The sequence below is a fragment of the Streptomyces sp. NBC_00582 genome (genome assembly GCF_036345155.1).
Taxonomy (GTDB): domain Bacteria; phylum Actinomycetota; class Actinomycetes; order Streptomycetales; family Streptomycetaceae; genus Streptomyces.
In genome coordinates, this window is record NZ_CP107772.1 from 3,483,798 (window position 1) to 3,509,803 (window position 26,006).

General features: G+C 71.0%; 18 protein-coding genes. 4 read left to right on the top strand and 14 right to left on the bottom strand.

Features of this window, described 5'->3' with window-relative positions; all coding sequences use genetic code 11:
- Positions 1-96: 96 nt before the first annotated feature.
- From OG852_RS15100 to OG852_RS15110, 3 genes are read right to left on the bottom strand one after another with little or no spacing between them, the layout of a single operon-like run.
- Positions 97-1,020, bottom strand: a complete 924-nt coding sequence (locus tag OG852_RS15100) for a carbohydrate ABC transporter permease (protein WP_330348227.1) — start codon at positions 1,018-1,020, stop codon at positions 97-99.
- The gene (locus tag OG852_RS15105) at positions 1,017-2,051 is read right to left on the bottom strand and encodes an ABC transporter permease (RefSeq protein ID WP_330348228.1); all 1,035 of its coding nucleotides are present in this window, start codon (positions 2,049-2,051) and stop codon (positions 1,017-1,019) included. Before OG852_RS15105 ends, OG852_RS15100 begins: the two co-directional genes overlap by 4 nt.
- Before the next feature lie 27 nt (positions 2,052-2,078).
- A complete protein-coding gene (locus OG852_RS15110; RefSeq protein ID WP_133917115.1) occupies positions 2,079-3,770 on the bottom strand; it encodes an extracellular solute-binding protein in 1,692 nt (563 codons plus the stop codon).
- A gap of 327 nt (positions 3,771-4,097) precedes the next feature.
- On the opposite strand from OG852_RS15110, the gene OG852_RS15115 reads away from it, so the two are divergent.
- Entirely contained in the window at positions 4,098-6,941 is a 2,844-nt protein-coding gene (locus OG852_RS15115; protein ID WP_330348229.1) for a glycoside hydrolase family 3 C-terminal domain-containing protein, read from the top strand.
- Between the two features lie 112 nt (positions 6,942-7,053).
- Here the strand turns inward: OG852_RS15115 and OG852_RS15120 are convergent, their stop codons facing one another.
- The 4 genes from OG852_RS15120 to gabT form a co-directional block, all read right to left on the bottom strand.
- Positions 7,054-8,499 (bottom strand): aldehyde dehydrogenase family protein, encoded by a 1,446-nt coding sequence (locus OG852_RS15120; protein ID WP_133917117.1) that lies wholly within the window; start codon positions 8,497-8,499, stop codon positions 7,054-7,056.
- Positions 8,500-8,618: 119 nt separating this feature from the next.
- Positions 8,619-9,320, bottom strand: coding sequence for a phosphatase PAP2 family protein (locus OG852_RS15125; RefSeq protein WP_133917118.1), 702 nt, complete (start codon positions 9,318-9,320; stop codon positions 8,619-8,621).
- 140 nt (positions 9,321-9,460) lie between these two features.
- Entirely contained in the window at positions 9,461-11,086 is a 1,626-nt protein-coding gene (locus OG852_RS15130; protein WP_330348230.1) for a glycosyltransferase, read from the bottom strand.
- 481 nt (positions 11,087-11,567) lie between these two features.
- Positions 11,568-12,902: a 4-aminobutyrate--2-oxoglutarate transaminase gene (gene gabT / locus OG852_RS15140; RefSeq protein WP_133917120.1), complete on the bottom strand. Its 1,335-nt coding sequence runs from the start codon at positions 12,900-12,902 to the stop codon at positions 11,568-11,570.
- A 259-nt stretch (positions 12,903-13,161) separates the two neighbouring features.
- Between gabT and OG852_RS15145 the strand changes: the two genes are divergently transcribed.
- Positions 13,162-15,501, top strand: a complete 2,340-nt coding sequence (locus tag OG852_RS15145; protein WP_330348231.1) for an ATP/GTP-binding protein — start codon at positions 13,162-13,164, stop codon at positions 15,499-15,501.
- Positions 15,502-15,611: 110 nt separating this feature from the next.
- Complete coding sequence (locus tag OG852_RS15150) at positions 15,612-17,222, top strand: PucR family transcriptional regulator (protein ID WP_330348232.1); 1,611 nt, start codon at positions 15,612-15,614, stop codon at positions 17,220-17,222.
- Positions 17,223-17,506: 284 nt separating this feature from the next.
- On the opposite strand, the gene OG852_RS15155 is transcribed toward OG852_RS15150, so the two are convergent.
- The 7 genes from OG852_RS15155 to OG852_RS15185 form a co-directional block, all read right to left on the bottom strand.
- Positions 17,507-17,947 carry a hypothetical protein gene (locus OG852_RS15155; protein WP_133917123.1) on the bottom strand — a complete coding sequence of 147 codons (441 nt, stop codon included), beginning with the start codon at positions 17,945-17,947 and terminating at the stop codon, positions 17,507-17,509.
- A 122-nt stretch (positions 17,948-18,069) separates the two neighbouring features.
- Positions 18,070-19,488 (bottom strand): NAD(P)/FAD-dependent oxidoreductase, encoded by a 1,419-nt coding sequence (locus tag OG852_RS15160; RefSeq protein ID WP_133917124.1) that lies wholly within the window; start codon positions 19,486-19,488, stop codon positions 18,070-18,072.
- 14 nt (positions 19,489-19,502) lie between these two features.
- Positions 19,503-20,303, bottom strand: a complete 801-nt coding sequence (locus OG852_RS15165) for an ABC transporter permease (RefSeq protein WP_330348233.1) — start codon at positions 20,301-20,303, stop codon at positions 19,503-19,505.
- Positions 20,304-21,233, bottom strand: coding sequence for an ABC transporter permease (locus OG852_RS15170; RefSeq protein ID WP_133917126.1), 930 nt, complete (start codon positions 21,231-21,233; stop codon positions 20,304-20,306).
- A gap of 1 nt (position 21,234) precedes the next feature.
- Entirely contained in the window at positions 21,235-22,380 is a 1,146-nt protein-coding gene (locus OG852_RS15175; RefSeq protein ID WP_443064531.1) for an ABC transporter ATP-binding protein, read from the bottom strand.
- A 5-nt stretch (positions 22,381-22,385) separates the two neighbouring features.
- Entirely contained in the window at positions 22,386-23,621 is a 1,236-nt protein-coding gene (locus OG852_RS15180; protein ID WP_133917128.1) for an ABC transporter substrate-binding protein, read from the bottom strand.
- Positions 23,622-23,672: 51 nt separating this feature from the next.
- Entirely contained in the window at positions 23,673-25,217 is a 1,545-nt protein-coding gene (locus tag OG852_RS15185) for a gamma-aminobutyraldehyde dehydrogenase (protein ID WP_133917129.1), read from the bottom strand.
- 211 nt (positions 25,218-25,428) lie between these two features.
- Here OG852_RS15185 and OG852_RS15190 point away from each other — a divergent pair, with 211 nt between their 5' ends.
- Positions 25,429-25,986, top strand: coding sequence for an NADAR family protein (locus OG852_RS15190; protein WP_133917130.1), 558 nt, complete (start codon positions 25,429-25,431; stop codon positions 25,984-25,986).
- The last annotated feature ends 20 nt before the right edge of the window (positions 25,987-26,006 follow it).

The following is a 26,006-nucleotide window of genomic DNA, read 5'->3' on the forward strand; positions in this document are numbered from 1 at the left end:
TGGGTTGCTGTGGGGGGTGTCACTCGCGACTGCCCGCGGTTCAACGGGTTTTCAGGGGCGCGGGGAACTGAGCCCCCACTCGGCCGCTCCCGGGACTCAGCCCTTGACCGCCCCCGTCAGCATCCCCTTCTTGAAGTGCTTCTGGACGAACGGGGACAGGACGGCCACCGGCAGCAACGCCATCACCATCACGGCCATCTGCACGGCCAGCCCGGACAGCTCACCGGTCTTGATGGCCTGCCCCAGCCCCACCGGGGCCTCCTGCTTCTGCACGAGCTGGATCATGACGTTCTGCAGCGGCATCATGTCCTGGTCGTTGAGGTACAGCGACGCGTTGAACCAGGCGCTCCAGTACCCGACCGCGTAGAACAGCGTGATGACCGCCAGCACCGCCCGCGACAGCGGCATGACGATCTGCCACAGGATCCGGAAGTCCCCGGCCCCGTCGATCCGCGCGCTGTCGATCAGTTCCTGCGAGATCCCCATGAAGAACCCCCGCAGGACCAGGATGTTGAAGACGCTGACCGCGCTGGGCAGGATCAGCGCCAGATAGGTGTCGGTCAGCCCCATGGACTGCACCAGCAGATACGTCGGGATCAGACCCGCGCTGAAGAACATCGTGGCCAGCAGCACCAGCAGCAGCCAGCGGTGGCCCAGTGAGCCCGTGCGGGAGAGGCCGTAGGCGCACAGGACGGACACCGTCATGGAGAACAGCGTGCCGACCAGGGTGATGAGGACGCTGATCACCGTCGCCCGCGTGACCTGGCCCCCGCTCAGCAGCTCCCGGTAGGCGACGAACGTGATGCCCTTGGGGATCATCACCAGCCCGCCCGCCTCGTCGATGGTCCGGCGGGAGGAGAGGCTGGTGACGACGACGATCCAGATCGGGAAGAGGATCCCGAGGCAGGCCAGCGTGAGGACGAGCCCCTTGCCCGCGAGGCCGGCCCTGCTGGGCTCCTCCTCCCAGGCCGGCCGGGGAGGGGCGGACCAGGGACGGGTCTTCTCGAGCGCCGTGCTCATTTCTTGTACACCCCCTGCTCGCCCATCAGATGGGCCACCTTGTTCGCGGCGAGGACCAGCCCGAGGCTGACCACACCCTTGACCAGCCCGGCGGCGGCCGCGTATCCGAAGTCCTGGTTGCGCACGCCGTTCCACCAGACGAAGGTGTCGAGGACCTCGGAGGCACCGGGTCCCACGGCATCGCGTTGCAGCAGGATCTGTTCGAAGCCAACGGTGAGCGCGTCGCCGACGCGCAGGACCAGCAGCAGCGCGATCACCGGGCGCAGGGCGGGCAACGTCACGTGCCACATGCGGCGCCAGCGTCCGGCGCCGTCCATGGCGGCGGCCTCGTACAGGTCCGTCGGGACGGAGGACAGCGCGGCGAGGAAGACGATGATCCCCCAGCCGGCGTCCTTCCACACGCTCTGCGCGGTGATCAGGTACTTGAAGGTCTCGGGGTCGGTCATGATGTCGAGGCCGTCGTAGCCGTGCTGGCGCAGGAGCTGGGAGAGGATGCCCGCCCCGCCGAACAGCTGCTGGAAGACCGCGATGACCAGGACCCACGAGAAGAAGTGCGGCAGGTACAGGATCGCCTGCGACACCGCCCGCACCCTCGGCCTGACCACGCTGTTGATGAGCAGCGCGAGCAGGATGGGGATCGGGAAGTACAGCACCAGTTGCAGGAAGAACAGCACCAGGGTGTTGGTGACCGCCTCCCAGAACGCCGAGTCCTCGAAGATGCGCTGGAAGTTCTCCAGGCCCACCCAGGGGCTGTGCAGCATGGAGACGATGCCGTTGTCGCTGATGTACGGGTCGTAGTCCTGGAAGGCGACGATGTTGCCCAGGATCGGCACGTAGTTGAAGAGCAGCACCAGCGCGACGGCCGGCAGGGTCATCAGGAGCAGGGCGCGGTCGCGTCTGAACCGCAGGCGCAGGCTCAGTCTCCCCGAGGGGGGTTTCCGCGGGGAGCCGGTGGCGTCGCCTGGCGCCACCGGGGCCTTCGCCGTCTCGTCTGCCTCGGTCCCGCTGCGAGGCACCGTGCTGTGGGACACGGCCGTTCTCCTTGCCTCGGTGCCGGATCAGCTCGCCGCTGTGCCGTTGTCGTCGAGCAGCTTCTTGTACCAGTCGCGCAGGGCGTCGCCGCCCTTGCTCTTCCAGTCGGAGACGGCCTGCTGCATGTCGCTGATCTTCTTGCGGCCGCGGGTGATGTCGTCCTCGAGCTGCTCGAAGTCGTTGGAGAGGTTGGTGTAGCGGGCGGGCTCGGTGATCTGCATGCCGTAGAAGGAGGACTTCTTGGTGAAGCCGCCCATGCGCTGCTGCCATTCGACCTGCGCCTTGGCGACCTCCGGGAAGTCGGGGTGCGCCAGGGTGGCCGCGGGGCTCGCGACCATGACGTACGCGTTCAGGACCTCGTTGTTGCCCTTGTCCGTCTTGACCGGGACACCGTCCTTGACGGTGTAGTGGGTGCCCTCCACGCCGTAGTTGGTCATCATGTACTCCTTGGTGCCGTACGGCGCGGCGGTGACGTTGGCGACCGCCAGCACGTCACGGACGACCGACTCGGACGCCTTCTTGTTGACGAAGGCGAAGATGCCGGCCGGCTGTTCGGCCCACACCGTGGGGTCGCCGCCGTCGTGGCCGTAGACGTCCATGCCCCAGATCTTGAAGTCGGGGTTCTGGGTGGCCTGTTCGGCGGTGCGGCCCCACCACTGGCTGATGTTGTTGGAGTAGATGAGGAACTCGCCGGCCGCGAACTTGGGGCCGGGGTCGGGCGCCGTCTTGCCGAGCTTGCCGTCGGGGTGCACCACGCCCGCCGCGAAGAGCTTGCGGGTCCACTCCAGGGCCTCGAGGTACTCGTCGGTCTCGACGCGGTTGATCAGCTTGCCGTCGACGAGGTTCCAGCCCAGCGGCTTCTCGCTGCCGGACAACACGCCGAACATCTGCCAGGCGGTCCACTTCATGTCCAGACAGGCCCACCGCTTGGCCTTCGCGTTGGTGATCTCCTTGGCCAGAGCCAGGAACTCGTCCGCCGAGCGCGGGACTTCGTACCCCTGCTTGTCGAAGATGTCCTTGCGGTACAGGGGCACGATGCCGGTGACGTACGACTGGGGCATCGGCAGGCCGCGCAGCTTGCCGCCGAAGATGGAGCGCTGCCAGGCGTCCGTGGGGATGGCGGCGAGGTTCGGGTAGTCCTTGACCGCGTCACCGGAGAGGTAGGGGCCCAGGTCGGCGAACTTGCTGATGATCGCGCTGGGTATCCTGCCGTTCATGTTCCAGCCGGGGACGACCACCACGTCCGGTACGTCGCTGGAGGCGAGGACCGCGCCGAGCTTCTGGTCGTAGGTGTTGCCGTCCTGGTTCTGCCAGACGACGTCCACGCCGATGAGGTCGTTCATCCCCGTGTAGTAGGCGTTGTCGGCCTTGGGCGGGGAGCCCCAGAACGGCGACATGACGGTGACCTTGCCGCCCTTGCCGAGCTTCTTCGGCACCGAGGTCTTCAAGGTCGTCAGATCCAGCTTGCTGGTGAAGCCGACCGGGGAGCCGTTCTTGGAGGGGATGTCGGGCGTCACCACATTGCTGGCGACGTACGCCGGCAGGATCTTCTTGGCGTCCTTGCCCGAGGTGGTGCCGTCGCGCGAGCCGCTGTCCGAGCCGCCGCAGGCGGAGAGCAGCGGCATCCCTCCCGCCACCGCTGCGGTGGCGACCGCCGTGGAGGCGAGGAAGCTTCTCCGGCTCGGGCCGGAGGAGGCGGAAGCGGCGTTCGGCGTCATTGCGTCAACCCTTCATGGCGCACCAGGACACCCGGCGGTGGCCGTCGGCTGCGGTGTCTCGAGTGGAACTGGCTGAGCTGAAGCGGATCCTCCGACCCCTGTGACGAGGATTTCCAGTCGAAGCGCTTCGATGTTGCTGCGAGGTTAAGTGAACACCGAGGGGTGCACAAGGGTCGCTTCCAACATTCCTCCGAGGTACCGGAGGTGACCTGTTCTTATGGCCTGCTTGAAATAAGCGTGAGGTCCCCTTGACACCCACCCGTGCGTCGAATGAGCATCGAAGCGCTTCGAAAGCGCTCCCCCGCTCCATCGCAAAGGGAACCCCACGTGACCGCACCCACGCCGCACACGCCGCCTTTCCGCGATCCGCACCTGCCGTTCGCGAAGCGCATCGACGATCTGCTGGCGCGCCTCACCCTGGACGAGAAGATCGCCTTCCTGCACCAGTTCGCGCCCGCCGTCGAGCGGCTCGGCGTCGCCGCGTTCCGCACCGGCCAGGAGGCCCTGCACGGCGTGGCGTGGATGGGTCCGGCGACGGTGTTCCCCCAGGCCGTGGGGCTGGGCGCGACCTGGAACACCGACCTCGTACGACGGGTCGGCGAGGCGGTGTCCAAGGAGGTCCGGGCGATGCGCGCCCGCGACGACCGCGTGGGCCTGAACGTCTGGTCGCCCACGGTCAACCTGCTGCGGCACCCGCTGTGGGGACGCAACGAGGAGGGCTACTCCGAGGATCCCCGGCTGACCTCGGCGATCGCGACGGCGTACACGCACGGGCTGCGCGGTGACCACCCGACGTACTGGCGCACGGCCCCCGTCCTCAAGCACTGGCTGGCCCACAACAACGAGACGGGGCGGGACGTCACCTCCTCCTCGGTCCGCCCGCGCGTGCTGCACGAGTACGATCTGCGCGCGTTCGAGGAGACGGTCGAGGCCGGTGCGGTGGCCGGGGTGATGCCGGCGTACAACCTGGTCAACGGCCGCCCCAACCATGTCTCCCCGTATCTGCGGGAGCACCTGCGCAGGTGGACGGAGGAGGAGCTGCTGGTCTGCTCGGACGCGGGCGCGCCCTCCAACCTGGTGGACTCCGAGCACTACTTCGCCACCCACGAGGAGGCGACGGCGGCCGCGCTCCAGGCCGGCGTGGACAGCTTCACCGACCACGGCACCGACGGCTCGACCATCGTCGCCCGGGTCGAGGGGGCCCTGGAGCAGGGCCTGCTGACGGAGGCGGACATCGACGCGGCGGTCCGTCGGCAGCTCTCCATCCGCTTCCGGCTGGGTGAGTTCGACCCGCACGACGACCCGCACGCGGGCACCGGCGAGTTCGACACCCCGGCCCACCGCGAGCTCGCCCGGGAGGCCGCGGAGCAGGCGATCGTGCTGCTGCGCAACGACGGGGTCCTCCCGCTCGCTCCCGACACCCGGATCGCGGTGGTGGGCCTGCTCGCCGACGAGTGCAAGCTCGACTGGTACAGCGGTACCCTCCTCCACCGCTCGACTCCCCTGGAGGGGCTGTACGAGCGGTTCGGCGCGGAGCGCGTGGAGTTCGCGGAGGGCGTGGACCGCGTCCTGCTGAAGACCTCCGCCGGAACGTTCCTGACCGTCCCCGCGTCCCCCGAGGCCGCCGACGAGGTGCGCGGCGCGCAGGGCGCCCTGGATCCGGCGCTGCTCGCGGGCCGCACCGACCTCCCGCCGCTGAGCGTGGACGCCACCGGCACGGAGCTCGCGCTCGTCGACTGGGGTGCGGGGGTGCTGACCCTGCGCGCTCCCGACGGCCGGTATCTCTCGGCCGCCGAGGACGGCTTCCTGCGCGCCTCCGCCGATCAGCCGGGCGGCTGGATCGTGCAGGAGACGTTCCGCCTGGAACCCCACGCGAACGGCCACCTCCTCCGGCACCTGGGAACGGATCGCCCCGTGTGTGTCGCCGCCGAGGGCGTCCGGGTTGCCGCGGACGGCACCGAGGGCGAGGTCTTCGAGGTGGTCGTCGCCGAGCGCGGCGAGGACGCGGTGGCCCGGGTGACGGCCCAGGCGGACGTCGTCGTGGTCGTCGCGGGCAACGACCCGCACATCAACGGCCGCGAGACCGAGGACCGGACGACCCTGGACCTGCCCGCACACCAGGAGCGGATCCTGGCGGCGGCCCGGGCCTCGGGCGTGCGTACGGTGCTGGCGCTGGTGTCGGCGTACCCGTACGCCGTGGAGCCGGGGCGGCTGGGCGCGGTGCTGTGGACGGCCCACGGCGGCCAGGCCGCGGGCACCGCCCTCGCCCGGGTGCTGGCCGGGGACGTCTCCCCCGCGGGCCGGCTCCCCCAGACCTGGTACGCCGACGACGCCGACCTGCCCGATCTGCTGGACTACGACGTGATCGGCGCCCGCCAGACCTATCTGTACTTCGAGGGCAGGCCGCTCTTCCCCTTCGGACACGGGCTGTCGTACGCCTCCTTCTCCTACGCGGGCCTGGCGGTGGAGGTCGAGGCGGACCGGGTGCGGATCTCCTTCACGGTCACCAACACGGGGGACATGACCGCCGACGAGGTCGCCCAGCTCTACACCCGCGCCGTGGACCCGTCGGTCACCCGGCCGCGCCGTGAGCTGCTGGACCACCGCCGGCTCACGCTCGCGCCGGGCGCCACGGCGGGGGTCTCCTTCGAGGTCCCGCTGTCCGCGTTCGCGTTCTGGGACGTGGCCCGCGGCGGGCCGCGGGTGGAGCCGGGGCCGTACGACCTGCTGGTCGGCGGGTCCAGCGAGGACGTGCGGCTGCGCAGGACGATCGTCCTGGAGGGCGAGGCGGCCGTCGCGCGCCCGGCCCGCCGCCGCGGGATCTCCGCCGCCGACTTCGACGAGCAGAGCGGCACCGACATCGTCGATCTGACGAAGTCGGCGGGCGACGCGGTGACGCCGGCCGGCGGGGGCTCGGGCGAACTGGTGTACCGGGCCTGCGACTTCGGGGCGGGGACGACGGGGGTGACGGTGACGGTGGCCGGGGAGGGCGCGGTCGAGGTGTCGCTGGGCGGTGCCCCGGCCACGGCGGTGCTGACCGTCCCGACGCCCACGCCGGGCCCGTACGACTACGTCACCGTCGAGGCGCCCTTCGTCGCCGACGGTGTGCACGATCTGCATCTCAGACTGCGCGGCCCGCTGCGGCTCGCGCACGTCGGCTTCTCCGGTTGAGGGTCCGGACCAGGCCGACGACAGGAAGGGGTCCGGCACCGGAAGGCATCGGTGCCGGACCCCTTCGGGGAGCCTATATGAAAATGATTCCCATGAGCCAGGGGGCCGCCCGCTACAGCGCGAGACCCGTCAGGACCAGCACCCGCTCGTACGTGTAGTCGTCCATCGCGAACTTCACGCCCTCACGGCCGACGCCGGACTGCTTGGCGCCGCCGTACGGCATCTGGTCGGCGCGGTAGGAGGGGACGTCACCGATGACGACTCCGCCGACCTCCAGCGCGCGGTGGGCGCGGAAGGCGACCTGGACGTCATGGGTGAACACGCCCGCCTGGAGGCCGTACTTGGAGGTGTTGACCGCGGCGAAGGCCTCGGCCTCGCCGTCGACCTTCTGCACGGTGAGGACCGGCCCGAAGATCTCCTCGCAGGCGACCTTGGTGTCGGCCGGCACGTCGGTGAGGACGGTCGGCGCGTAGGAGGCGCCGTCGCGCTTGCCGCCGGCGAGGAGGGAGGCACCCGCGGCGACGGCCTCCTCCACCCACGTCTCCACGCGCCGGGCCGCGTCCTCGCTCACCAGCGGGCCGACGTCGGTGGTCGCGTCGGAGGGGTCGCCGGTGACCTGGGCCTCGACGGCCGCGACGATCCGCGGCAGGAGACGGTCGTACACCGAGGCGTCGGCGATGACCCGCTGCACCGAGATGCAGGACTGACCGCCCTGGTAGTTGGAGAAGGTCGCGATGCGGGTCGCGGCCCAGTCGAGGTCGGCGTCGGACGCGTAGTCGCCGAGGACGACGGCCGCGCCGTTGCCGCCCAGCTCCAGGGTGCAGTGCTTGCGCGGCACCGAGTCCATGATCGCGTAACCGACCTTCTCGGAGCCCGTGAAGGAGATGACCGGCAGCCGCTCGTCCTGGACGAGGGCGGGCATCCGGTCGTTGGACACCGGCAGGATCGACCAGGAGCCGGCCGGCAGGTCCGTCTCGGCCAGCAGATCGCCGATGATCAGGCCGGACAGCGGGGTCGCCGGGGCCGGCTTCAGGATGATCGGCGCACCGGCCGCGATCGCCGGGGCGACCTTGTGGGCGCACAGATTCAGCGGGAAGTTGAACGGCGCGATACCGAGCACGACGCCCTTCGGGAAACGGCGGGTGAGCGCGAGCCGGCCCTGGCCGCCGAGGTCGGTGTCGAGCCGCTGGGCCTCGCCGCCGTTGAAGCGCCGGGCCTCCTCGGCCGCGAACCGGAACACGGAGACGGCCCGGCCGACCTCGCCCCGGGCCCACTTGATCGGCTTGCCGTTCTCGGCGGAGATCAGCTGGGCGATCTCCTCGGTGCGCTCGACGAGCCGCCTGCTGACGTGGTCGAGGGCGGCGGCGCGGACATGGGCGGGGGTCGCGGCGAACTCCTCGCGCACGGAGTACGCGGCGGCCACGGCCTCCTCGACCTGGGCGTCCGTCGGCACGCTGACCTTGCCGACGAGCCGTCCGTCCCACGGGGAGGTGACGTCGAAGCTGTCCTCGCCGGTGGCCTGGCGGCCGGCGAGCCAGAAGGCGTGGGTGGAAGTCATAGTGGCGTTCCCGGCCCTTCCGCTGATGTCGGGGGTGTGCTGTGGCTTGCGTGGTCCACGGTAGGGCGGGTGGGGCGCGGGAGCGCTTGTCCGAGTCGTACGGGTGGACGGGCGGCGTACTACGGTTTGGCGGGGTCGGGCCGGGTCGCCCGGTGCAGGAACAGCCACAGTGCGCCGAGCAGCGCGGTGCACAGACACCAGCTCGCCAGCACGTCCAGCGGCCAGTGGTAGCCGCGCCGGACCAGACCGTAGGAGACGGCGAGGACGAGCAGGGCGGCCGTGGCGACCGCGAGACGCCGGGCCAGGGCCGTCAGCAGCCACGGCAGCAGGATCATCGCGGCGGAGCCGTAGGCGACGGCCGCCGTCGCCGTGTGTCCGGAGGGGTAGTAGCCGGTGGCGGGCGGCACGGCGGGGGTGCCCGGGCGGGCGGTCCAGTCCTTCAGGGGGACGACGATCAGCGGGACCAGCGTCATCGCGACGAGAGCGGCGACCGGAGGCAGCCACCAGCGCGGCCGGCCCTCCCACTGCCCGTGCAGGGCCACGTACACGGTCACCAGGACGAGGACGGGCAGCGCGATCTGCACGTTCCCCAGGTCCGAGAGCAGCTCGGAGAAGCGGTCCGGGTGGATCAGGGCGTGGCTGAGGTGGCCGTCCAGGGTGAGCAGGGGGCCGTCGGTCATCACCTGCCAGGTGATCAGGGCGAGGAGGAGGGCGGGGAGGACGAGGAGGGGGACCGTCAGCAGGCCGAGGGACCGTCTCGGGGTGGGGGCGGGTGCCGCGGGGGTACGGTCCTCGGTCTGCTGGTGGGGACTGGTGGGCATGGGGTACAGCCTCTCAGCACGGGGCGCTCCGCGGGCGTGCGGCGTGCTGCGTGCCGAGAGGGCGCCGTCATTCGGGTGCGGGTGCGTCGTGGCTGGTCGCGCCCACGCGGCCGGGCCGCGCGCCGACGCGGCCCCGCGCCCTATCGCCTGCGGCGGTCGGGGCGCACGAGCCCCCTCAGGCGGCCCGCGCTGATCCTTCGGCCCAGGCCTCTGAGCCTTCTGCGGGTGCGCTTCGTGTGCTTGATGTCGAGGCTCAGGTTGCCGTACGGGGTGTAGTACGGCTTGACCGTGAGGTCGCCGGTGGTACCGCCGGTGGCGGGGGCGAGGTCGGGGGCCTTGCGGGCGCCGTAGCGGCGGCGGGTGCTCAGTCCCTGGGTGCGGACGTTGAGGTAGACGTCCCAGATGCCCTGGGGCAGCGGGCGCCCGTCGAGGGCGGTCCTGATGTCGATGTCGGCGGTGAAGCCCGCCTCGCCGTGGCCGGCGCCGGGTGCCGCGCGGGTGGGGATGTGTATCTCGTGGCCGTCGGCGCGGGCCCGCAGGACGAGTGCGGTGGCGGGATCGCGGGTGAGGACCTTCTCGATGAAGCCGTGGCCGTGCAGGCGGAGGACTCCGCGCCGCCCCTTGCCCTTCCACCGCACGGCGTCGAGGCGGTCGTCCTGGCGCAGACCGTCGGTGACGTCGAAGCAGGAGTCGGGGATACCGGTCCGCCCGTCACGGAAGTGGGGGTAGGCCGCGTAGGCGCGGCCGCCGTCGACCACGATCTCGTGCGGGGCCCGGCGGCCGGCCCGCTCCTCCTTCAGGAACTCGATGAGGTCGATCAGCTCGTGGCGCAGACCGTGCCGTGCGCAGTGCGCGAAGAGGCGGTGCGGCACGGTCATCCGCGCGTCGATGTCCGGGGTGTAGAACGCGTCGACCTGTTCCTTGACCATCTCCATGGCCTCGATCTGCCGGTCCTCCTCCAACTGCGGGAAGCGCCAGGAGAAGGAGTCCAGCAGACCGCCCCGGAAGGTGCGCAGCAGGGCGGCGTCGCGCACGGGGCCGGGTTCGCTGTGCGCGGCGATCGCGGCCATGATCCGCCGGGCGGTCTCGAAACGCTTGGCCAGGTCGCTGTAGCTGCTGGTGATGTTGCCGTTGTCGTCGCGCTTGACCTTGTAGTAGCAGTCCTCGTCGGCGACCACCGAGATCACGGAGGCCTGGAGATAGGCCTTGGTGACGAAGAGGCGGTCCTCACCGATGCGGATGTCCTCGTCGAAACGCAGGCCCCGTTCCTCGACGAAGGAGCGGCGGAAGAGCTTGTGCGGGGTCAGGGCGTTCCAGACGCGGGAGGTCGCGAGGTCGACGACCTCCTGGTTGGCCTCGAACATGGAGCGGGGTACGTCGCAGTCGACGCCCACGTATTTGCCGAGCACCACGTCGGAGCCGTTGCGCTCGGCCATGTCGGTCATCCGGCGCATGGCGTGCGGGCCGAGGTGGTCGTCGGCGTCGAGGAAGAAGACGTACCGGCCTCTGGCCAGGCCGAGGGCGACGTTGCGGGGGCCACTGGGCCCGCCGGAGTTCGGCTGGTGGACCACGCGTAAGAGGCCGGGATGCTCGGCGGCGAAACGGTCCAGCTCCTGGCCGGTGCCGTCGGTCGAACCGTCGTCGACGGCCAGGCACTCCAGGGTGTACTCCCCCAAGGACTGCTCGGCCACCGACCGGAGACAGCGGGTCAGATAGGGCATGGCGTTGTACGCGCCGATGACAACGGTGATGGTTGGTTCCGACACCAATTCCCCCCCGGGAACCGTTCATGACAAGTCGCCCTACATTTACCCTTCGTTTACCGACTTCGCAAAGTATTCAACTGTTCGCGGCCGATTGAGGGTTGATTTCCCGCCACATGGCGCTGAGGGGCCCTGGGGGGTGGGAGAAGGAGGTCGGCCACCCCGGAACGGGGGGGATGGTTCCGAGGTGGCCGTCCGGATCGGAATGCCGGCCGCCCCGGGGGGTTTGGGGCGGGCGACGGTCCGATCGGTGAGGAGATCCGAAGCACGAGGCTCCGGTTGTGTGCGCGAGGGCACGACCAGGTCGAAGCTGGGGAGGCCCCGGCCTGGGGGTTCCGTCCGCAGTCGCCTGCGGACGGGTGTATCTCTCATCTGGGTAGAACGTACGGCAGTGACGGGCGGTACGACAGCCGGATGCGCCACCCGCCATGCACCCCGCACACCTTCTTCACACCGCCTGCCGTCCCTGGGGAACGGCTGTGGGTCAGACGCCGGCCAGGGCCTGCTCGATGATGTCGAGGCCCTCGTTCAGCAGGTCCTCGCCGATGACCAGCGGCGGCAGGAAGCGCAGCACGTTGCCGTACGTGCCACAGGTCAGGACCAGCAGCCCCTCCTGGTGGCAGGCCTTGGCGAGCGCGGCGGTGGCCTCCGGGTTGGGCTCCTTGGTCGTACGGTCCTTGACCAGCTCGATGGCGATCATCGCGCCACGGCCCCGGACGTCACCGATGACGTCGAACTTCTCGGCCATCGCCGTGAGGCGGGCCTTCATCGTCGACTCGATCGCCTTCGCCCTCGCGTTGAGGTCGAGCTCCTTCATCGTCTCGATCGAACCGAGCGCACCCGCGCAGGCCACCGGGTTGCCGCCGTAGGTGCCGCCCAGGCCGCCCGCGTGCGCGGCGTCCATGATCTCGGCGCGGCCGGTGACGGCGGCGAGCGGCAGACCGCCCGCGATGCCCTTGGCGGTGGTGATCAGGTCCGGGACGATGCCCTCGTCCTCGCAGGCGAACCACTGGCCGGTGCGGCAGAAGCCGGACTGGATCTCGTCGGCGACGAAGACGATGCCGTTGTCGGCGGCGAACTTGCTCAGCGCGGGCAGGAAGCCCTTCGCGGGCTCGATGAAGCCGCCCTCGCCGAGCACCGGCTCGATGATGATCGCGGCCACGTTGTCCGCACCGACCTGCTTGGTGATCTGGTCGATGGCCTGCGCGGCGGCCTCGGGGCCCGCGTTCTGCGGGCCGGTCGGCCAGCGGTAGCCGTAGGCGACGGGGACGCGGTAGACCTCGGGCGCGAAGGGGCCGAAGCCGTGCTTGTACGGCATGTTCTTCGCCGTCAGTGCCATCGTGAGGTTGGTACGGCCGTGGTAGCCGTGGTCGAAGACGACGACCGCCTGGCGCTTGGTGTAGGCGCGGGCGATCTTCACGGCGTTCTCGACGGCCTCGGCGCCGCTGTTGAACAGGGCCGACTTCTTGGCGTGGTCGCCCGGGGTCAGCTCGGCGAGGGCCTCGGCGACCTCCACGTAGCCCTCGTACGGGGTGACCATGAAACAAGTGTGGGTGAAGTCGGCGAGCTGCGCGGAGGCGCGGCGTACGACGGCCTCGGCGGAGGCGCCGACGCTGGTCACGGCGATGCCGGAGCCGAAGTCGATGAGACGGTTGCCGTCGACGTCCTCGATGATTCCGCCGCCCGCGCGCGCGGTGAACACCGGCAGCACGGAGCCGACGCCCTGGGCGACCGCGGCGACACGGCGGGCCTGCAGCTCCTGCGACTTCGGGCCGGGGATGGCGGTGACGATCCGGCGCTCCTGCGGAAGGGCGGTCATGAGGGCTCCTGGGGGTTTTCACGCACGCGGTGCGCGGACGCTGTCCTTCATTTCTTTCTTTTCTCGCAGGCTAGGACGGGGAACGGGGGGTCGGCATGCTCCATGTGGGCGTTGTCGGCGGGGCCGGTTGTCCGCCGTGGACAGTGACGGGTGAGCGGCGATCCGTGCCACCCGGCCCCGTATGCGGTGAACTCCCCTTGCCGGGGCGTTAGATTGACCGCTGATGGTGGACGGAGCGGCTGGTCAGGGGGCAAGGGCGATGGACAGCGACGGGATGCGGGACGCGCGCGGCACGCATGCGAATCCTGTACCGCGCCCGGCGGGACCGCCACAGGTGCCGCCGCGGCCCGCGGCCCCGCCGACCGCCTCGGCCGTGGGGAGCTGGCTCGACGAGCCGCGTCCCGCCGCGAAGCCCGGTGTCTGGCGGTTCGGGTACCGGCCCCCGAAGGGTGACCGCACGGTGGAGCGGCTCGCGCCCGTGACGGTGATCGGGATGCTGGTGCCGCTGGTGGTGGCGCTGGTGCTGTGGTCGCTGTGGCGGCGCGGCAGCCTGCCGTACCAGTTCACGCTGCTGCGGCTGTTCACGCCGGGCGACTGGTGGTGGGGCGGCACGATCGCCTCGCCGAAGACCACCGAGGGCGCCGAGGCCCGGGTCGTCTACGACGGTGTCTTCTTCGCGGTCCTCCTCTTCACGATGGGCCGGCTGGGCAGCTGGCCGGAGGCGCTGCGGCACTTCGTGGGCCGCCGTCCGCAGCCCGCCCGGGCCCTGCTCGCCCTGCTGTGCGCGCTGGCCGCGCTCAGCTTCGTGTTCCCCGGCGCCTTCGGGGTCGGCTGGGACGCGCTGCCGGTCGTCGACCCGCTGTTCTCGCTGATCGTCCTGATCAGCGGGAGCTACGAACTGTTCGCCTCGGTCCTGTTCACGGACACCCTGTACGCGGTGATCACCCTGCTCGTGGTGTGGCCGTTCGCCAAGGTCGGCGGCTGGTGGCCGTATCTGCAGGAACGACTCGCCGCCCGGAAGAACCCGAAGACGCCCGCTCCCGTCGTCGCGCGGCCCCCCTCCCAGTGGCCCGAGCTGCGGGACGCCGGGCAGGTCGAGGTCGCCGAGCTGCTGACCGGTGAGGTGGCCGCCGGGCGGATGAACGACGTCGACTGCGCGCGGGTGCGGCGGGCGTGGACGGTGGGGCTGCCCGAGTTCCGGGAGACCGTGCTGCGGCAGGGCGGGGCCGCCTGGACCCACCCCTCCGGCGCCCGTGACCTGCCCCGCCGCGCCGCCCGCCACGATCTGCTCGCCGGGCAGGTCCGCATCGGCCGCTGGGTGGCCGCCGAGCGCAGCCCGGCCGCCTACCACGACGCCGGCGCCGCGCTCGGCCCGGACGTGCTCGGCACCTCGCTCCTGGCGATCGGCCCGTCCGGCGCGGGCAAGACCCGCACGCTGATCGAGCCGCTGACGGAAGCCCTGGCGCTGCAGTCGCTGACCGGGGGCTGCGCGGTGGTCGCGGTGTCCTCGCCCGGCGGCGCCCCGCTCGGCGCCGACTCCTCCTACGACGTGATCGTCCGGATCGGCGACCCGTCCTCGGTGCACGACCTGGACCCGTACGCCGAGTCCGACGACCCCGACGAGGCGGCCGAGATCCTCGCCGAGGCCCTCGTCGGCGATCTGGACACGGTGAGCGGGCAGGGCGCGGCGACCGCGCTCGCCCAGCTCCTGGGCCCCTACCGGGCGGCGCACGGCCGGTTCCCCGACCTGGGTGAGCTGCGTGAACTCCTCGAGGGTGAGCCGGGGGCGCTGGGCGCGCTGCGGGCCGCCGTGGCCGGGAACGACGTGATGCGCAGGGAGCTGGAGGCGCGTGTACGGCAGACGGGGGCGCCCGGCGACCCGGGGCGCGCCCTCGCCGACCGGCTGGCGCTGCTGAACCGGCCGGTGTTCGACGGGTTCTTCGGCGGAGGCGGGGAAACCCACCGCGCCTTCTCCCTGCGGGCCGTCGCCCACCACCCGCTGCGGGTCCGCGTGGACCTGCCCGAGCGGGGTCATGAGGAGGCGGGCCGGCTGATCACCCGGCTGGTCCTGGCCCAGTTCCACGCCGTCGTACGGGAGGGGCGGCGGGCGCACTTCGCCTGTCTGGTCCTCGACGACGCGACCGGCACGGTGACCGCCGACTCGGTGCGCCGGATCCAGCGGCTGCGCTCGCGGAACGCCGGCGTGGTCCTCGCCCTGCGCACCGTGGCGGACGTACCGGAGGCGCTGCACGGGCCGCTGTACGGGGCGGTGGGCTGCCGGATGGCGTTCTCCGGGATCACCACCTGGGACGGCGGCCGGTTCGCGCAGACCTGGGGCACCGAGTGGGTGGAGACCACGGAGGTCGCCAAGCACACCGTCTTCGCCGACCAGCCGATGACCCGGGCCATCCACGCCCTGCGCAAGCTGGTGACCGGCAAGGCGGTGACGACGGACGCGGTGACCGTGCGGCAGGTCGAGCGGGAGCGGTGGTCGGCGTCCCAGCTCGCGCACGAGGTGCCGCCGGGTCACGCGGTGCTGTCGCTGACGAGCGTCGGGGGCGAGCACGCGCCGCCGCTGCTGGTGGACCTCAGAGGCTGAAGGGGCGTACGGGGGACCGTACGCTGAGGCAGAATCGGCACAGGCCCTTCATACGCAGCGGCCAAAGATCATCCCGCCGGTCCCTCTCGTCCGACCCCTCTGAAGGCCCCATGCCTCCCACGCTCGCCTCGCTCGTCCACCACTCCGCGCTGAAGCTGACCGTGCGGGCGGGCGAGGACCGCCTGGACGTGCCGGTGCGCTGGGCGCATGTCAGCGAGCTCGCCGACCCCGTGCCGTACATGGAGGGCGGGGAACTGCTGCTGATCACCGCGCTGAAGCTGGACGCGGAGGACCCCGAGGCCATGCGGCGCTATGTGAAGCGCCTGGCCGGGGCCGGGGTGGTCGGACTCGGCTTCGCGGTCGGCGTCAACTACGACGAGATCCCGAAGGCGCTCGTCGACGCGGCCGAGCAGGAGGGCCTGCCGCTGCTGGAGGTGCCGCGCCGGACACCGTTCCTCGCGATCAGCAAGGCGGTGTCGGCGGCGATCGCGGCCGATCAGTACCGGGCGGTGACGGCCGGGTTCGCCGCCCAGCGGGAGCTGACGAAACAGGCGCTCACGGACGGCCCGGAGGGGCTGCTGGCCGCGCTCGCCTCCCAGGTCGACGGCTGGGCGGCGCTCTACGACGCCTCGGGCGCCGTCGTCGCGACCGCACCGGAGTGGGCGGGCCGGCGGGCCGCGCGGCTCACGGCGGACGTGGAGCGGCTGCGCGAGCGCCCCGCGCCGGCGTCGGCGGTGGTCGCCGGGGCCGGGTCGGCCGAGGGCGGCGAGAGCGTGGAGAACACCGACCGGGTCGAGCTGCACACCCTGGGCACCGGTCGCCGGCCGCGCGCCGCGCTCGCCGTCGGCACGGCCGCCGCCCTCGGCACGGCCGAGCGGTACGCCGTCCACTCCGCGATCGCCCTGCTCACGCTCACGACGGAACGCTCCCGCTCCCTTCAGGCGGCGGAGCAGCGCATCGGCACGGCGGTCCTGCGGATGCTTCTGGCGGGCGAGCCGGACCACGCCCGCGCCGTCGCGGGCGATCTCTACGGCGCGCTGCTGGACGCCCCGTTCCGGGTGATCGTCGCGGAATCCGGGCCGACGGCCGGGAGCGAGCCCGACCGTGACCCCCTCGGCGGTCTGTCCGAGGTGGCCGAGTCCGCCGCCGCCCGGTCCGGCGAGGCCGTGCTGGTGGTGCCCGAGGGCGAGCGGCTGGTGGTGCTGGCGTCGGACGGGGGCGCGGCCGTCGCCGCGGTGGCGCGGTGCGCGGCGATGCTGGAGGGCGCCCGCGCGAACGGCGAGGAACACGCGGACGAGGAGCTGGTCGTCGGCCTGTCGGCGCCGGCCGGTCCGATCGCGGCGGCGGCGGCGTACCGGCAGGCCGAGCAGGCGCTGTCGGTGGCCCGGCGCAGGGGCCGGGTCCTCGTCGAGCACGAGCAGCTCGCGGCGGGTTCGGTGCTGCCGCTGCTCGCGGACGACGCGGTGAAGGCGTTCGCGGACGGTCTGCTGCGGGCGCTGTACGAGCACGACGCGACCGGGCGCGGCGACCTCGTGGCCTCGCTGCGGGCCTGGCTGTCCCGGCACGGCCAGTGGGACGCGGCGGCGGCCGATCTGGGGGTGCACCGGCACACGCTGCGCTACCGGATGCGGCGGGTCGAGGAGATCCTCGGGCGGTCCCTGGACGACCCGGACGTACGGATGGAGTTGTGGCTGGCGTTGAAGGCGACGGCGCCGGACTGAGAAGCGGCTCTGCGGCGCACCTGAGGGGCGCGGGGCTGTATCGATCTGCGGCTCCGCCGCGTGGGCGCGACCGGCCACAGCGGCGCAGCGGCCGACCGACGACACAGCGCGGCACACGTCTGGGGGGTGTTGCGAAAGTCCTGTGCGGTGCCCGCGGTGTCCGGTGCGTGCTCTCGGCGTGCCGGACGAAAGCCCTCGTACTGGACGTACTTGGGGTTTCGGCCGGTGCGGCGCGAGGACGTGCCGGGCGCCGCGGGTGCTGTGCGGCACTTTCGAAACACCCCCTAGTCGGCCAAACCGGCGGCCGCCTCGTGCATGGCCAGTTCCAGCAGCGCCGGATCCGTCAGCGTGCCGGAGCCGTCCGGGGGGACGAGCCAGCGGACCGTGCCGGTGGAGCGGTTCGGGTACGGGACGACGATCCAGGTGCCCGCGCCCGCCGTGCGGACACCGGTGCCGAGCCAGTTGGCGGCCGTGCCGGGGGGCACGAAGAAGCCCATGCGGTGGTCCCCGAAGTCGACCAGCACGGGCCCCGGCCGGCCGAGGATGCGGGTGAGGACGTCGAGCGTCGGGTAGCCGAGTTCGCCCGGCAGGATGAGCACGTCCCAGGCCCTGCCCGCCGGCAGCAGCGCGACCCCCAGGGGGTTGCGCTCCCACTCCCAGCGGCAGGCCTCGGGATCCGGTGCGACGGATGCCAGCCACTCGGCCGCCGACTTCGCCCCAGCCATGAGAAGACCTCCCTCTCTCGTCGACGCGGTCGCGTCAGGAGGGAGAGGGAGGTCCTGGCCTTGCATTACGCGGGTTCCTGCCACCCGTTGGAGTGAACCGGGTCACCGCCGCGGAGGGCGGGTCAGCTGTCGAAGCCCAGGCCGAGCCGGTCCATGGTCCGCAGCCACAGGTTGCGCCGTCCGCCGTGCGCGTCGGCCCGGGCCAGCGACCACTTGGTGAGCGCGATCCCGGTCCAGGCGAACGGTTCCGGTGGGAAGGGCAGCGGCTTCCTGCGGACCATCTCCAGCCGGGTCCGCTCGGTGTCCTCCCCCGCGAGCAGGTCCAGCATCACCTCGGCGCCGAAGCGGGTGGCGCCCACGCCGAGGCCGGTGTACCCGGCGGCGTAGGCGACCTTTCCGTGGTGGGCCGTGCCGAAGAACGCGGAGAAGCGGGAGCAGGTGTCGATCGCGCCGCCCCACGCGTGGGTGAAGCGGACGCCCTCCAGCTGCGGGAAGCAGGTGAAGAAGTGCCCGGCGAGCTTGGCGTACGTCTCCGGCCGGTCGTCGTACTCGGCGCGGACCCGGCCGCCGTACGGGTAGATCGCGTCGTAGCCGCCCCACAGGATCCGGTTGTCGGCGGACAGCCGGAAGTAGTGGAACTGGTTGGCGGAGTCGCCGAGGCCCTGGCGGTTCTTCCAGCCGATCGCGCCGAGCTGCTCGGCGGTGAGGGGTTCGGTCATCAGGGCGTAGTCGTAGACCGGGACGGTGTACGCCCGCACCCGCTTGACCAGGCTGGGGAAGATGTTGGTGCCGAGGGCGACCTGCCGGGCGCGGACCCGGCCGTACGGCGTGCGGACGGTCATCCCGGCGCCGTAGGCCTTCAGGTCCAGGGCGGGTGTGTGCTCGTACACGCGGACGCCGAGCCGGACGCAGGCCCGCTTCAGGCCCCAGGCCAGTTTGGCGGGGTGGAGCATGGCCACGCCCCGCCGGTCGTACAGGCCCGCCTCGAAGGTGGGTGAGGCGACCTGTTCGCGGACCTGGTCGGCGTCGAGGAAGTCGATGCCGTCCGCGAGGCCCTTGCGCTCGAGTTCCTCGTACCAGTCGCGCAGTTCCCACGCCTGGTAGGTCTCGGTGGCGACGTCGATCTCGCCGGTGCGTTCGAAGTCGCAGTCGATGCCGTGCCGGGCGATCGCCGCCTCGATCTCGTCGAGGTTGCGGGCGCCCAGCTCCTGCAGGGTGTGGATCTCGTCGGGCCAGCGGGCGAGCCCGTTGGGCAGCCCGTGGGTGAGGGAGGCCGCGCAGAAGCCTCCGTTGCGGCCCGAGGCGGCCCAGCCCACCTCGCGCCCCTCCAGCAGCACCACGTCCCGCCGTGGATCGCGCTCCTTGGCGACGAGCGCGGTCCACAGTCCGCTGTAGCCGCCGCCGACGACCAGCAGGTCGCAGCTGTCGGCGCCGGTGAGGGCGGGCTCGGGGTGGGGCTTGCCGGGGTCCTCCAGCCAGTACGGCGACGGCTGGGCGTCGGAAAGAGAAGTGATCCAACGGTTCATGGCGCTTGGGGCCATGATTTCAACTCCCTCTATGCCTTCTGTTTGTTGCGGCGGTTGCCGATGACCATGGACGTCAGGACGAGCAGGACGGCGATCAGGAACATGGCCGTGCCGATGACGTTGATCTGGACGGGCGTTCCGCGCTGTGCCGAGCCCCAGACGAACATGGGGAAGGTGACCGTCGAGCCCGCGTTGAAATTGGTGATGATGAAGTCGTCGAAGGAGAGCGCGAAGGCGAGCAGCGCGCCCGCGGCGATGCCGGGGGCCGCGATGGGCAGGGTGACGCGCAGGAAGGTCTGCACCGGTCCGGCGTAGAGGTCCTGGGCGGCCTGTTCGAGGCGCGGGTCCATGGACAGGACGCGTGCCTTGACGGCGACGACGACGAAGCTGAGGCAGAACATGATGTGCGCGATGAGGATCGTCCAGAAGCCCAGCTGCGCGCCCAGGTTCAGGAACAGGGTGAGCAGCGAGGCGGCCATGACGACCTCGGGCATCGCCATCGGCAGGAAGATCAGCGAGTTGACGGAGCCGCGCGCGCGGAAGCGGTAGCGGACCAGCGCGAAGGCGATCATCGTGCCGAGCAGGGTGGCGCCGATGGTCGCCCAGATCGCGATCTGGAGGCTGATCGACAGCGAGTTGCACATTCCGGCGACGCCGCAGGGGTTCTTCCAGGCGTCGGTGGAGAACTGCTGCCACTCGTAGTTGAAGCGCCCCTTCGGTTTGTTGAAGGAGAACACCGTGACGACGATGTTGGGCAGCAGGAGATAGCCGAGGGTCAGCAGTCCCGCGATGACGACGAGATGGCGTTTGAACCAGTTGACGACAGTCATTTAGACCAGATCCTCCGTCCCGGCCCGGCGGATGTAGACGGTCACCATGAGGAGGATGGCCGCCATCAGGATGAACGACAGGGCCGCCGCCGTCGGATAGTCCAGCACGCGCAGGAACTGGGTCTGGATGACGTTTCCGATCATGCGGGTGTCGGTGGAGCCGAGCAGTTCGGCGTTGACGTAGTCGCCGGCCGCCGGGATGAAGGTCAGCAGCGTGCCGGAGACGACACCGGGCATCGACAGCGGGAAGGTCACCTTGCGGAAGGTGGTGAGGGGGGTGGCGTACAGGTCGCCCGCCGCCTCGTGCAGCCGTCCGTCGATGCGCTCCAGCGAGGTGTAGAGCGGCAGGATCATGAACGGCAGGAAGTTGTACGTCAGTCCGCACACCACCGCGAGCGGGGTGGCGAGGACTCTGTCGCCGGAGGTCCAGCCGAGCCAGTCGGTGACGTCGAGGACGTGCAGGGTGTTGAGGGCACCGACGACCGGGCCGCTGTCGGCGAGGATCGTCTTCCAGGCGAGGGTGCGGATCAGGAAGCTGGTGAAGAACGGCGCGATGACCAGGATCATGATCAGGTTCCGCCAGCGGCCCGCGCGGAAGGCGATCAGATACGCCAGCGGGTAGCCGAGGATCAGACACAGGAGCGTCGCGGCGGTCGCGTAGAGGACCGAGCGGAGGAACTGCGGCCAGTACTCGCTCAGCGCGTCCCAGTAGGTCGCGAGGTGCCAGGTGACCTTGTAGCCCTCCTCCAGGGAGCCCGTCTGCACGGACGTGGAGGCCTGGTAGATCATCGGCAGCGCGAAGAACACGACGAGCCAGAGCAGGCCGGGCAGCAGCAGCCAGTACGGCGTCATGCGGCCCCGCTTGCGCGGCGGCTTCCGCGCGGGCGCCGGCGGGGAGAGCGGCGGGGGAGCCTCGGTCAGCGTGGCCATCTCAGACCGCCACCTGTTCGTCGATGCCGGCGTCGATGTCCTGGGCCGCGTCCAGACCGAAGGTGTGGGCGGGGCTCCAGTGCAGGACGACGTCGGCGCCGGGGGCGAGGCGGGGGTCGCGGTCCAGGTTCTGGGCGTAGACCTCGAACTCGGGACAGACCGTGCTGTCGATGACGTACTGGGTGGAGACACCGATGAAGGAGGAGTGGGCGATCTTCCCGGTGATGCGGTTGCGCCCCTCGGGGATCTCGCCGGCGTCGTCGGCGTGGGTGAGGGAGATCTTCTCCGGGCGTACGCCGACCAGGACCTTGCCGCCGGCCGTGGTCGGCGCGGAGCAGCGGGCCTCGGGCAGGACGAGCTTGCCGCCGCCCGCCCTCAGCACGATGTCGTCGCCGCTCTTGGTGTCGACCTCGGCCTCGATGAGGTTGGAGGTGCCGAGGAAGTTGGCGACGAACGTGGTCTGCGGGTTCTCGTAGAGGTCGGTGGGCGAGCCGAGCTGCTCGACGCGGCCCGCGTTCATCACGGCGACGGTGTCGGCCATGGTCATGGCCTCCTCCTGGTCGTGCGTGACGTGCACGAAGGTGATGCCGACCTCGGTCTGGATGCGCTTGAGCTCGAGCTGCATCTGGCGGCGCAGCTTGAGGTCGAGGGCGCCGAGGGGCTCGTCGAGGAGGAGCACCTTGGGGTGGTTGATGAGGGCGCGGGCGACGGCGACGCGCTGCTGCTGGCCGCCGGAGAGCTGGTGCGGCTTCTTGCGGGCCTGCTCACCGAGCTGCACCAGCTCGAGCATGTCCTCGACCTGCTTCTTCACCGACTTGATGCCGCGTCGGCGCAGACCGAAGGCGACGTTCTCGAAGATGTCGAGGTGCGGGAAGAGGGCGTAGGACTGGAAGACGGTGTTCACCGGGCGCTTGTACGGCGGGAGGGCGGTGACGTCCTGGTCGCCGAGGTGGACGGTGCCGGAGGAAGGTTCCTCCAGTCCGGCGATCATGCGCAGGGTGGTGGTCTTGCCGCAGCCGGAGGCGCCGAGCAGGGCGAAGAACGAGCCCTGCGGGACGGTCAGGTCGAGCGGCTGCACGGCGGTGAAGGAGCCGTAGGTCTTGCTGATGCCGGAGAGGCGGACGTCGCCGCTGCTGTCTTTCGTCATGGTCGTCACGCCCCTGTGAGCTTCGCGAACTGCTGCTGGTAGGCCGTCTCTTCCTTCGAGCTCAGGGAGCGGAAGGCATGGGACTTGGCCTGCATGGCCTTGTCGGGAACGATCAGCGGGTTGTCCGCCGCCGACTCGTCGATCTTGGCGAGGTACGGCTTCACGTCCGCAACCGGACTCACGTAGTTGATGTACGCGGCGAGTTCGGCGGCGGGCCCCGGCTCGTAGTAGTAGTCCATGAGCCGCTCGGCGTTCGTCTTGTGGCGCGCCTTGTTGGGGATCAGCATGTTGTCCGTCGACGTCATGTATCCGCTGTCGGGGATGACGTAGTCGACGTCCGGGTTGTCGGCCTGGAGCTGCACGATGTCGCCGGCCCAGGCGACACAGGCCGCCAGGTCGCCCTTGCTGAGGTCGGACGTGTAGTCGTTGCCGGTGAAGCGGCGGATCTGGCCCTTGTCGACGGCCTTCTGGAGCCGGGCGATCACGGCGTCGTAGTCGTCGTCGGTGAACTTCGCCGGGTCGATGTCCATGTCGAGCATGGTCATGCCGACGGTGTCGCGCATCTCCGTCAGCAGGCCGACCCGGCCCTTGAGCGCCGGGTTGTCGAGCAGGTCGGAGACCGACTTCACCTCGACGCCGCCGAGCGCCTTCTTGTTGAACGCGACGACCGTCGAGATGCCCTGCCAGGGGTACGAGTAGGCGCGCCCCGGGTCCCAGTCGGGGCTGCGGAACTGGTCCGACAGGTTGGCGAAGGCGTGCGGCAGGTTGGACGCGTCCAGCTTCTGGACGTAGCCCAGCCGGATCATGCGGGCGGCCAGCCAGTCGGTGAGGACGATGAGGTCGCGGCCGGTGTCCTGACCGGCGGCGAGCTGCGGCTGGATCTTGCCGAAGAACTCGTCGTTGTCGTTGATGTCCTCGGTGTACGTGACCTTGATGCCGGTCCGTTTGCGGAACGCGTCCAGCGTCGGACGGTGCTGCTCGCTGTCGTCCACGTCGATGTACTCGGGCCAGTTGGAGAAGTTGACGACCTTCTCCTTCTCCGAGTGGTCGTCGGCGGAGACGCCACCCTGGGACTTGCCGGCCGCGGGGATTCCGCAGGCGCTCAGGGCCCCGACGCCGCCCACCGCGAGCGCGCCGCCCATCAGCGACCGTCGGGTCATGGCGGCCCTGCCGCTGCGGAGACTGCGCCGCATGGCGGCCACTTCGACCGGGGTCGGGCGGTCGGGCTCGTACTGCCTCATCGCTTGGTGCCCTTTCGGGAAGCCGGCCGCGGTGAGCGGCCGGGGCTGTGGCTATCGGTCCCCGAAGATCGTGCGGTGCCAGGGCTTCCGGGCCACCGCCGTGTTATCGAACATAACGTGCTTGATCTGGGTGTACTCGTCGAACGAATACGCTGACATGTCCTTGCCGAAGCCGGAGGCCTTGTACCCGCCGTGCGGCATCTCGCTGATGATCGGGATGTGGTCGTTGATCCACACGCATCCCGCGGCGATCTCGCGTGTCGCACGGTTCGCCCGGAACACGTCCCGGGTCCACGCGGAGGCGGCGAGCCCGTACGGCGTGTCGTTGGCGAGCCGGATGCCCTCGTCGTCGGTGTCGAAGGGCAGGACGACCAGGACAGGACCGAAGATCTCGGACTGGACGACCTCGCTGTCCTGGGCGGCGTCCGCGATCAGGGTGGGCCGGTAGTAGGCGCCCTTCGCCAGGTCGCCGCCGGTGGCCTCGCCGCCGGTCACCACGCGCGCGTAGGCACGCGCCCGGTCGACGAAGGCGGCGACGCGGTCGCGCTGGGCGTGGGAGACGAGCGGGCCGATGTCCGTGCCGGCCGCGAACGGGTCACCGACCCGCACGCCCGCCATGAGGGCGGCGGTCGCCTCGACGAACGCGTCGTAGAGGGGACGCTGCACGTACGCGCGCGTGGCGGCCGTGCAGTCCTGCCCGGTGTTGATGAGCGCGCCGGCGACGGCCCCGTTGACGGCGGCCTCCAGATCGGCGTCGTCGAAGACGACGAAGGGGGCCTTGCCGCCGAGCTCCAGGTGCAGGCGCTTGACGGTGGCGGTGGCGATCTCGGCGACGCGCCGGCCGACGGCGGTGGAGCCGGTGAACGAGGTCATCGCGACGTCGGGGTGTCCCACGAGGTGCTCACCGGCCTCCTTCCCCGTCCCCGTCACGACGTTGATCACCCCGTCCGGGATACCGGCGGCCGTCGCCGCCTCGGCGAACAGCAGCGAGGTGAGCGGGGTGAGCTCGGCGGGCTTGAGCACGATCGTGTTGCCCGCCGCGATCGCCGGGAGGATCTTCCAGGCGGCCATCTGGAGGGGGTAGTTCCAGGGGGCGACGGAGCCGACGACGCCGATGGGTTCCCGGCGGACGTAGGAGGTGTGGTCGCCGGAGTACTCGCCGGCGGCCTGGCCCTGGAGGTGCCGGGCGGCGCCGGCGAAGAAGGCCGTGTTGTCGATCGTCCCCGGGACGTCGAACTCGCGCGTCAGCTTCAGCGGCTTGCCGCACTGGAGGGACTCGGCGCGGGCGAACTCCTCGGCGCGGTCGGCGAGGACGGCGGCGAAGCGGTGCAGGGCGTCGGAACGCTCGCCGGGCGTGGCGCCGGACCAGCCGGGGAAGGCGGCGCGGGCCGCGGCGACGGCCGCGTCCACGTCGGCGGCGGAAGCCAGTTCGTACGTGTACACCTCCTCGCCGGTGGCCGGGTCGATCACGGTGTGGGTGCGGCCCGAGGTGCCCCGGGTGAGGCGGCCCGCGATGTACTGAGCGCCGTCCGCGAAGCGTTCTCGTGCGGGGAACCTGTCGGTGGTGTCCGGGGTGGCGGTACCCGGGTTCTGCATGTCGCTCTCCTCCGCCTTCGCCCCGCCTCGTGCGGGGGCCGGTGGCGTAGCTCCAGCCTGATTTGAGTGCCGATCCTGACAGAGCAATGGCACTCCAACAAGTGATTCCGTTGTTGCCTTTTGGTTACGCGACGGAATCTGTCGACCAGGTGTCGAGTCGTGGCGGAAAAGGCGGGACGCAGTGTCAGTGGTGCCTGCCATGCTGGCGTGCATGGAGAGGATCGATGGTCTGGACGCCCTGGTCAGGCAGGTCCGGGCGGGGGCGAGGATCAAGTACCTGCACTTCTGGGGACACCGCCCGCGGCCGGACGGCCGGCTGGGTTCGAGCTGTCTCAGCCAGTGGTGGCCGTCACCGTTCGTGGTGGACGGGGTGAGCTATGCGACGGCCGAGCACTGGATGATGGCGGAGAAGGCCCGTCTGTTCGGTGACGCGGAGGCGGAGCGGCGGGCGCTGGGCGCCGCGCACCCCTCCCAGGCGAAGAAGGCGGGCCGGCTCGTGCGCGGCTTCGACGAGCGGACCTGGGAGCGGGAGCGGTTCCGGATCGTCGTCGAGGGCAGCGTCCACAAGTTCCGCTCCACCCCGGAGCTGACCGGCTTCCTGCTCGGCACGGGCGACCGCGTCCTTGTCGAGGCGAGCCCGGTCGACCGCGTCTGGGGCATCGGCCTCGCGGCGGACGACGAGGCGGCGGGGGATCCGGAGCGGTGGCGTGGGCCGAATCTCCTGGGCTTCGCGCTGATGGGGGCTCGGGAGCGGCTGAGAGGGGAGTGAGGGGCGCCTGACGGCGGGCC

Excerpts from the sequence above, each read along its gene's own strand:
- OG852_RS15100 (WP_330348227.1), bottom strand. The coding sequence starts at position 1,020 with ATGAGCACGGCGCTCGAGAAGACCCGTCCCTGGTCCGCCCCTCCCCGG.
- OG852_RS15110 (WP_133917115.1), bottom strand. The coding sequence starts at position 3,770 with ATGACGCCGAACGCCGCTTCCGCCTCCTCCGGCCCGAGCCGGAGAAGC.
- OG852_RS15120 (WP_133917117.1), bottom strand. The coding sequence starts at position 8,499 with ATGACTTCCACCCACGCCTTCTGGCTCGCCGGCCGCCAGGCCACCGGC.
- OG852_RS15125 (WP_133917118.1), bottom strand. The coding sequence starts at position 9,320 with ATGCCCACCAGTCCCCACCAGCAGACCGAGGACCGTACCCCCGCGGCA.
- gabT (WP_133917120.1), bottom strand. The coding sequence starts at position 12,902 with ATGACCGCCCTTCCGCAGGAGCGCCGGATCGTCACCGCCATCCCCGGC.
- OG852_RS15145 (WP_330348231.1), top strand. The coding sequence starts at position 13,162 with ATGGACAGCGACGGGATGCGGGACGCGCGCGGCACGCATGCGAATCCT.
- OG852_RS15150 (WP_330348232.1), top strand. The coding sequence starts at position 15,612 with ATGCCTCCCACGCTCGCCTCGCTCGTCCACCACTCCGCGCTGAAGCTG.
- OG852_RS15155 (WP_133917123.1), bottom strand. The coding sequence starts at position 17,947 with ATGGCTGGGGCGAAGTCGGCGGCCGAGTGGCTGGCATCCGTCGCACCG.
- OG852_RS15160 (WP_133917124.1), bottom strand. The coding sequence starts at position 19,488 with ATGGCCCCAAGCGCCATGAACCGTTGGATCACTTCTCTTTCCGACGCC.
- OG852_RS15165 (WP_330348233.1), bottom strand. The coding sequence starts at position 20,303 with ATGACTGTCGTCAACTGGTTCAAACGCCATCTCGTCGTCATCGCGGGA.
- OG852_RS15170 (WP_133917126.1), bottom strand. The coding sequence starts at position 21,233 with ATGGCCACGCTGACCGAGGCTCCCCCGCCGCTCTCCCCGCCGGCGCCC.
- OG852_RS15175 (WP_443064531.1), bottom strand. The coding sequence starts at position 22,380 with ATGACGAAAGACAGCAGCGGCGACGTCCGCCTCTCCGGCATCAGCAAG.
- OG852_RS15180 (WP_133917128.1), bottom strand. The coding sequence starts at position 23,621 with ATGAGGCAGTACGAGCCCGACCGCCCGACCCCGGTCGAAGTGGCCGCC.
- OG852_RS15185 (WP_133917129.1), bottom strand. The coding sequence starts at position 25,217 with ATGCAGAACCCGGGTACCGCCACCCCGGACACCACCGACAGGTTCCCC.
- OG852_RS15190 (WP_133917130.1), top strand. The coding sequence starts at position 25,429 with ATGGAGAGGATCGATGGTCTGGACGCCCTGGTCAGGCAGGTCCGGGCG.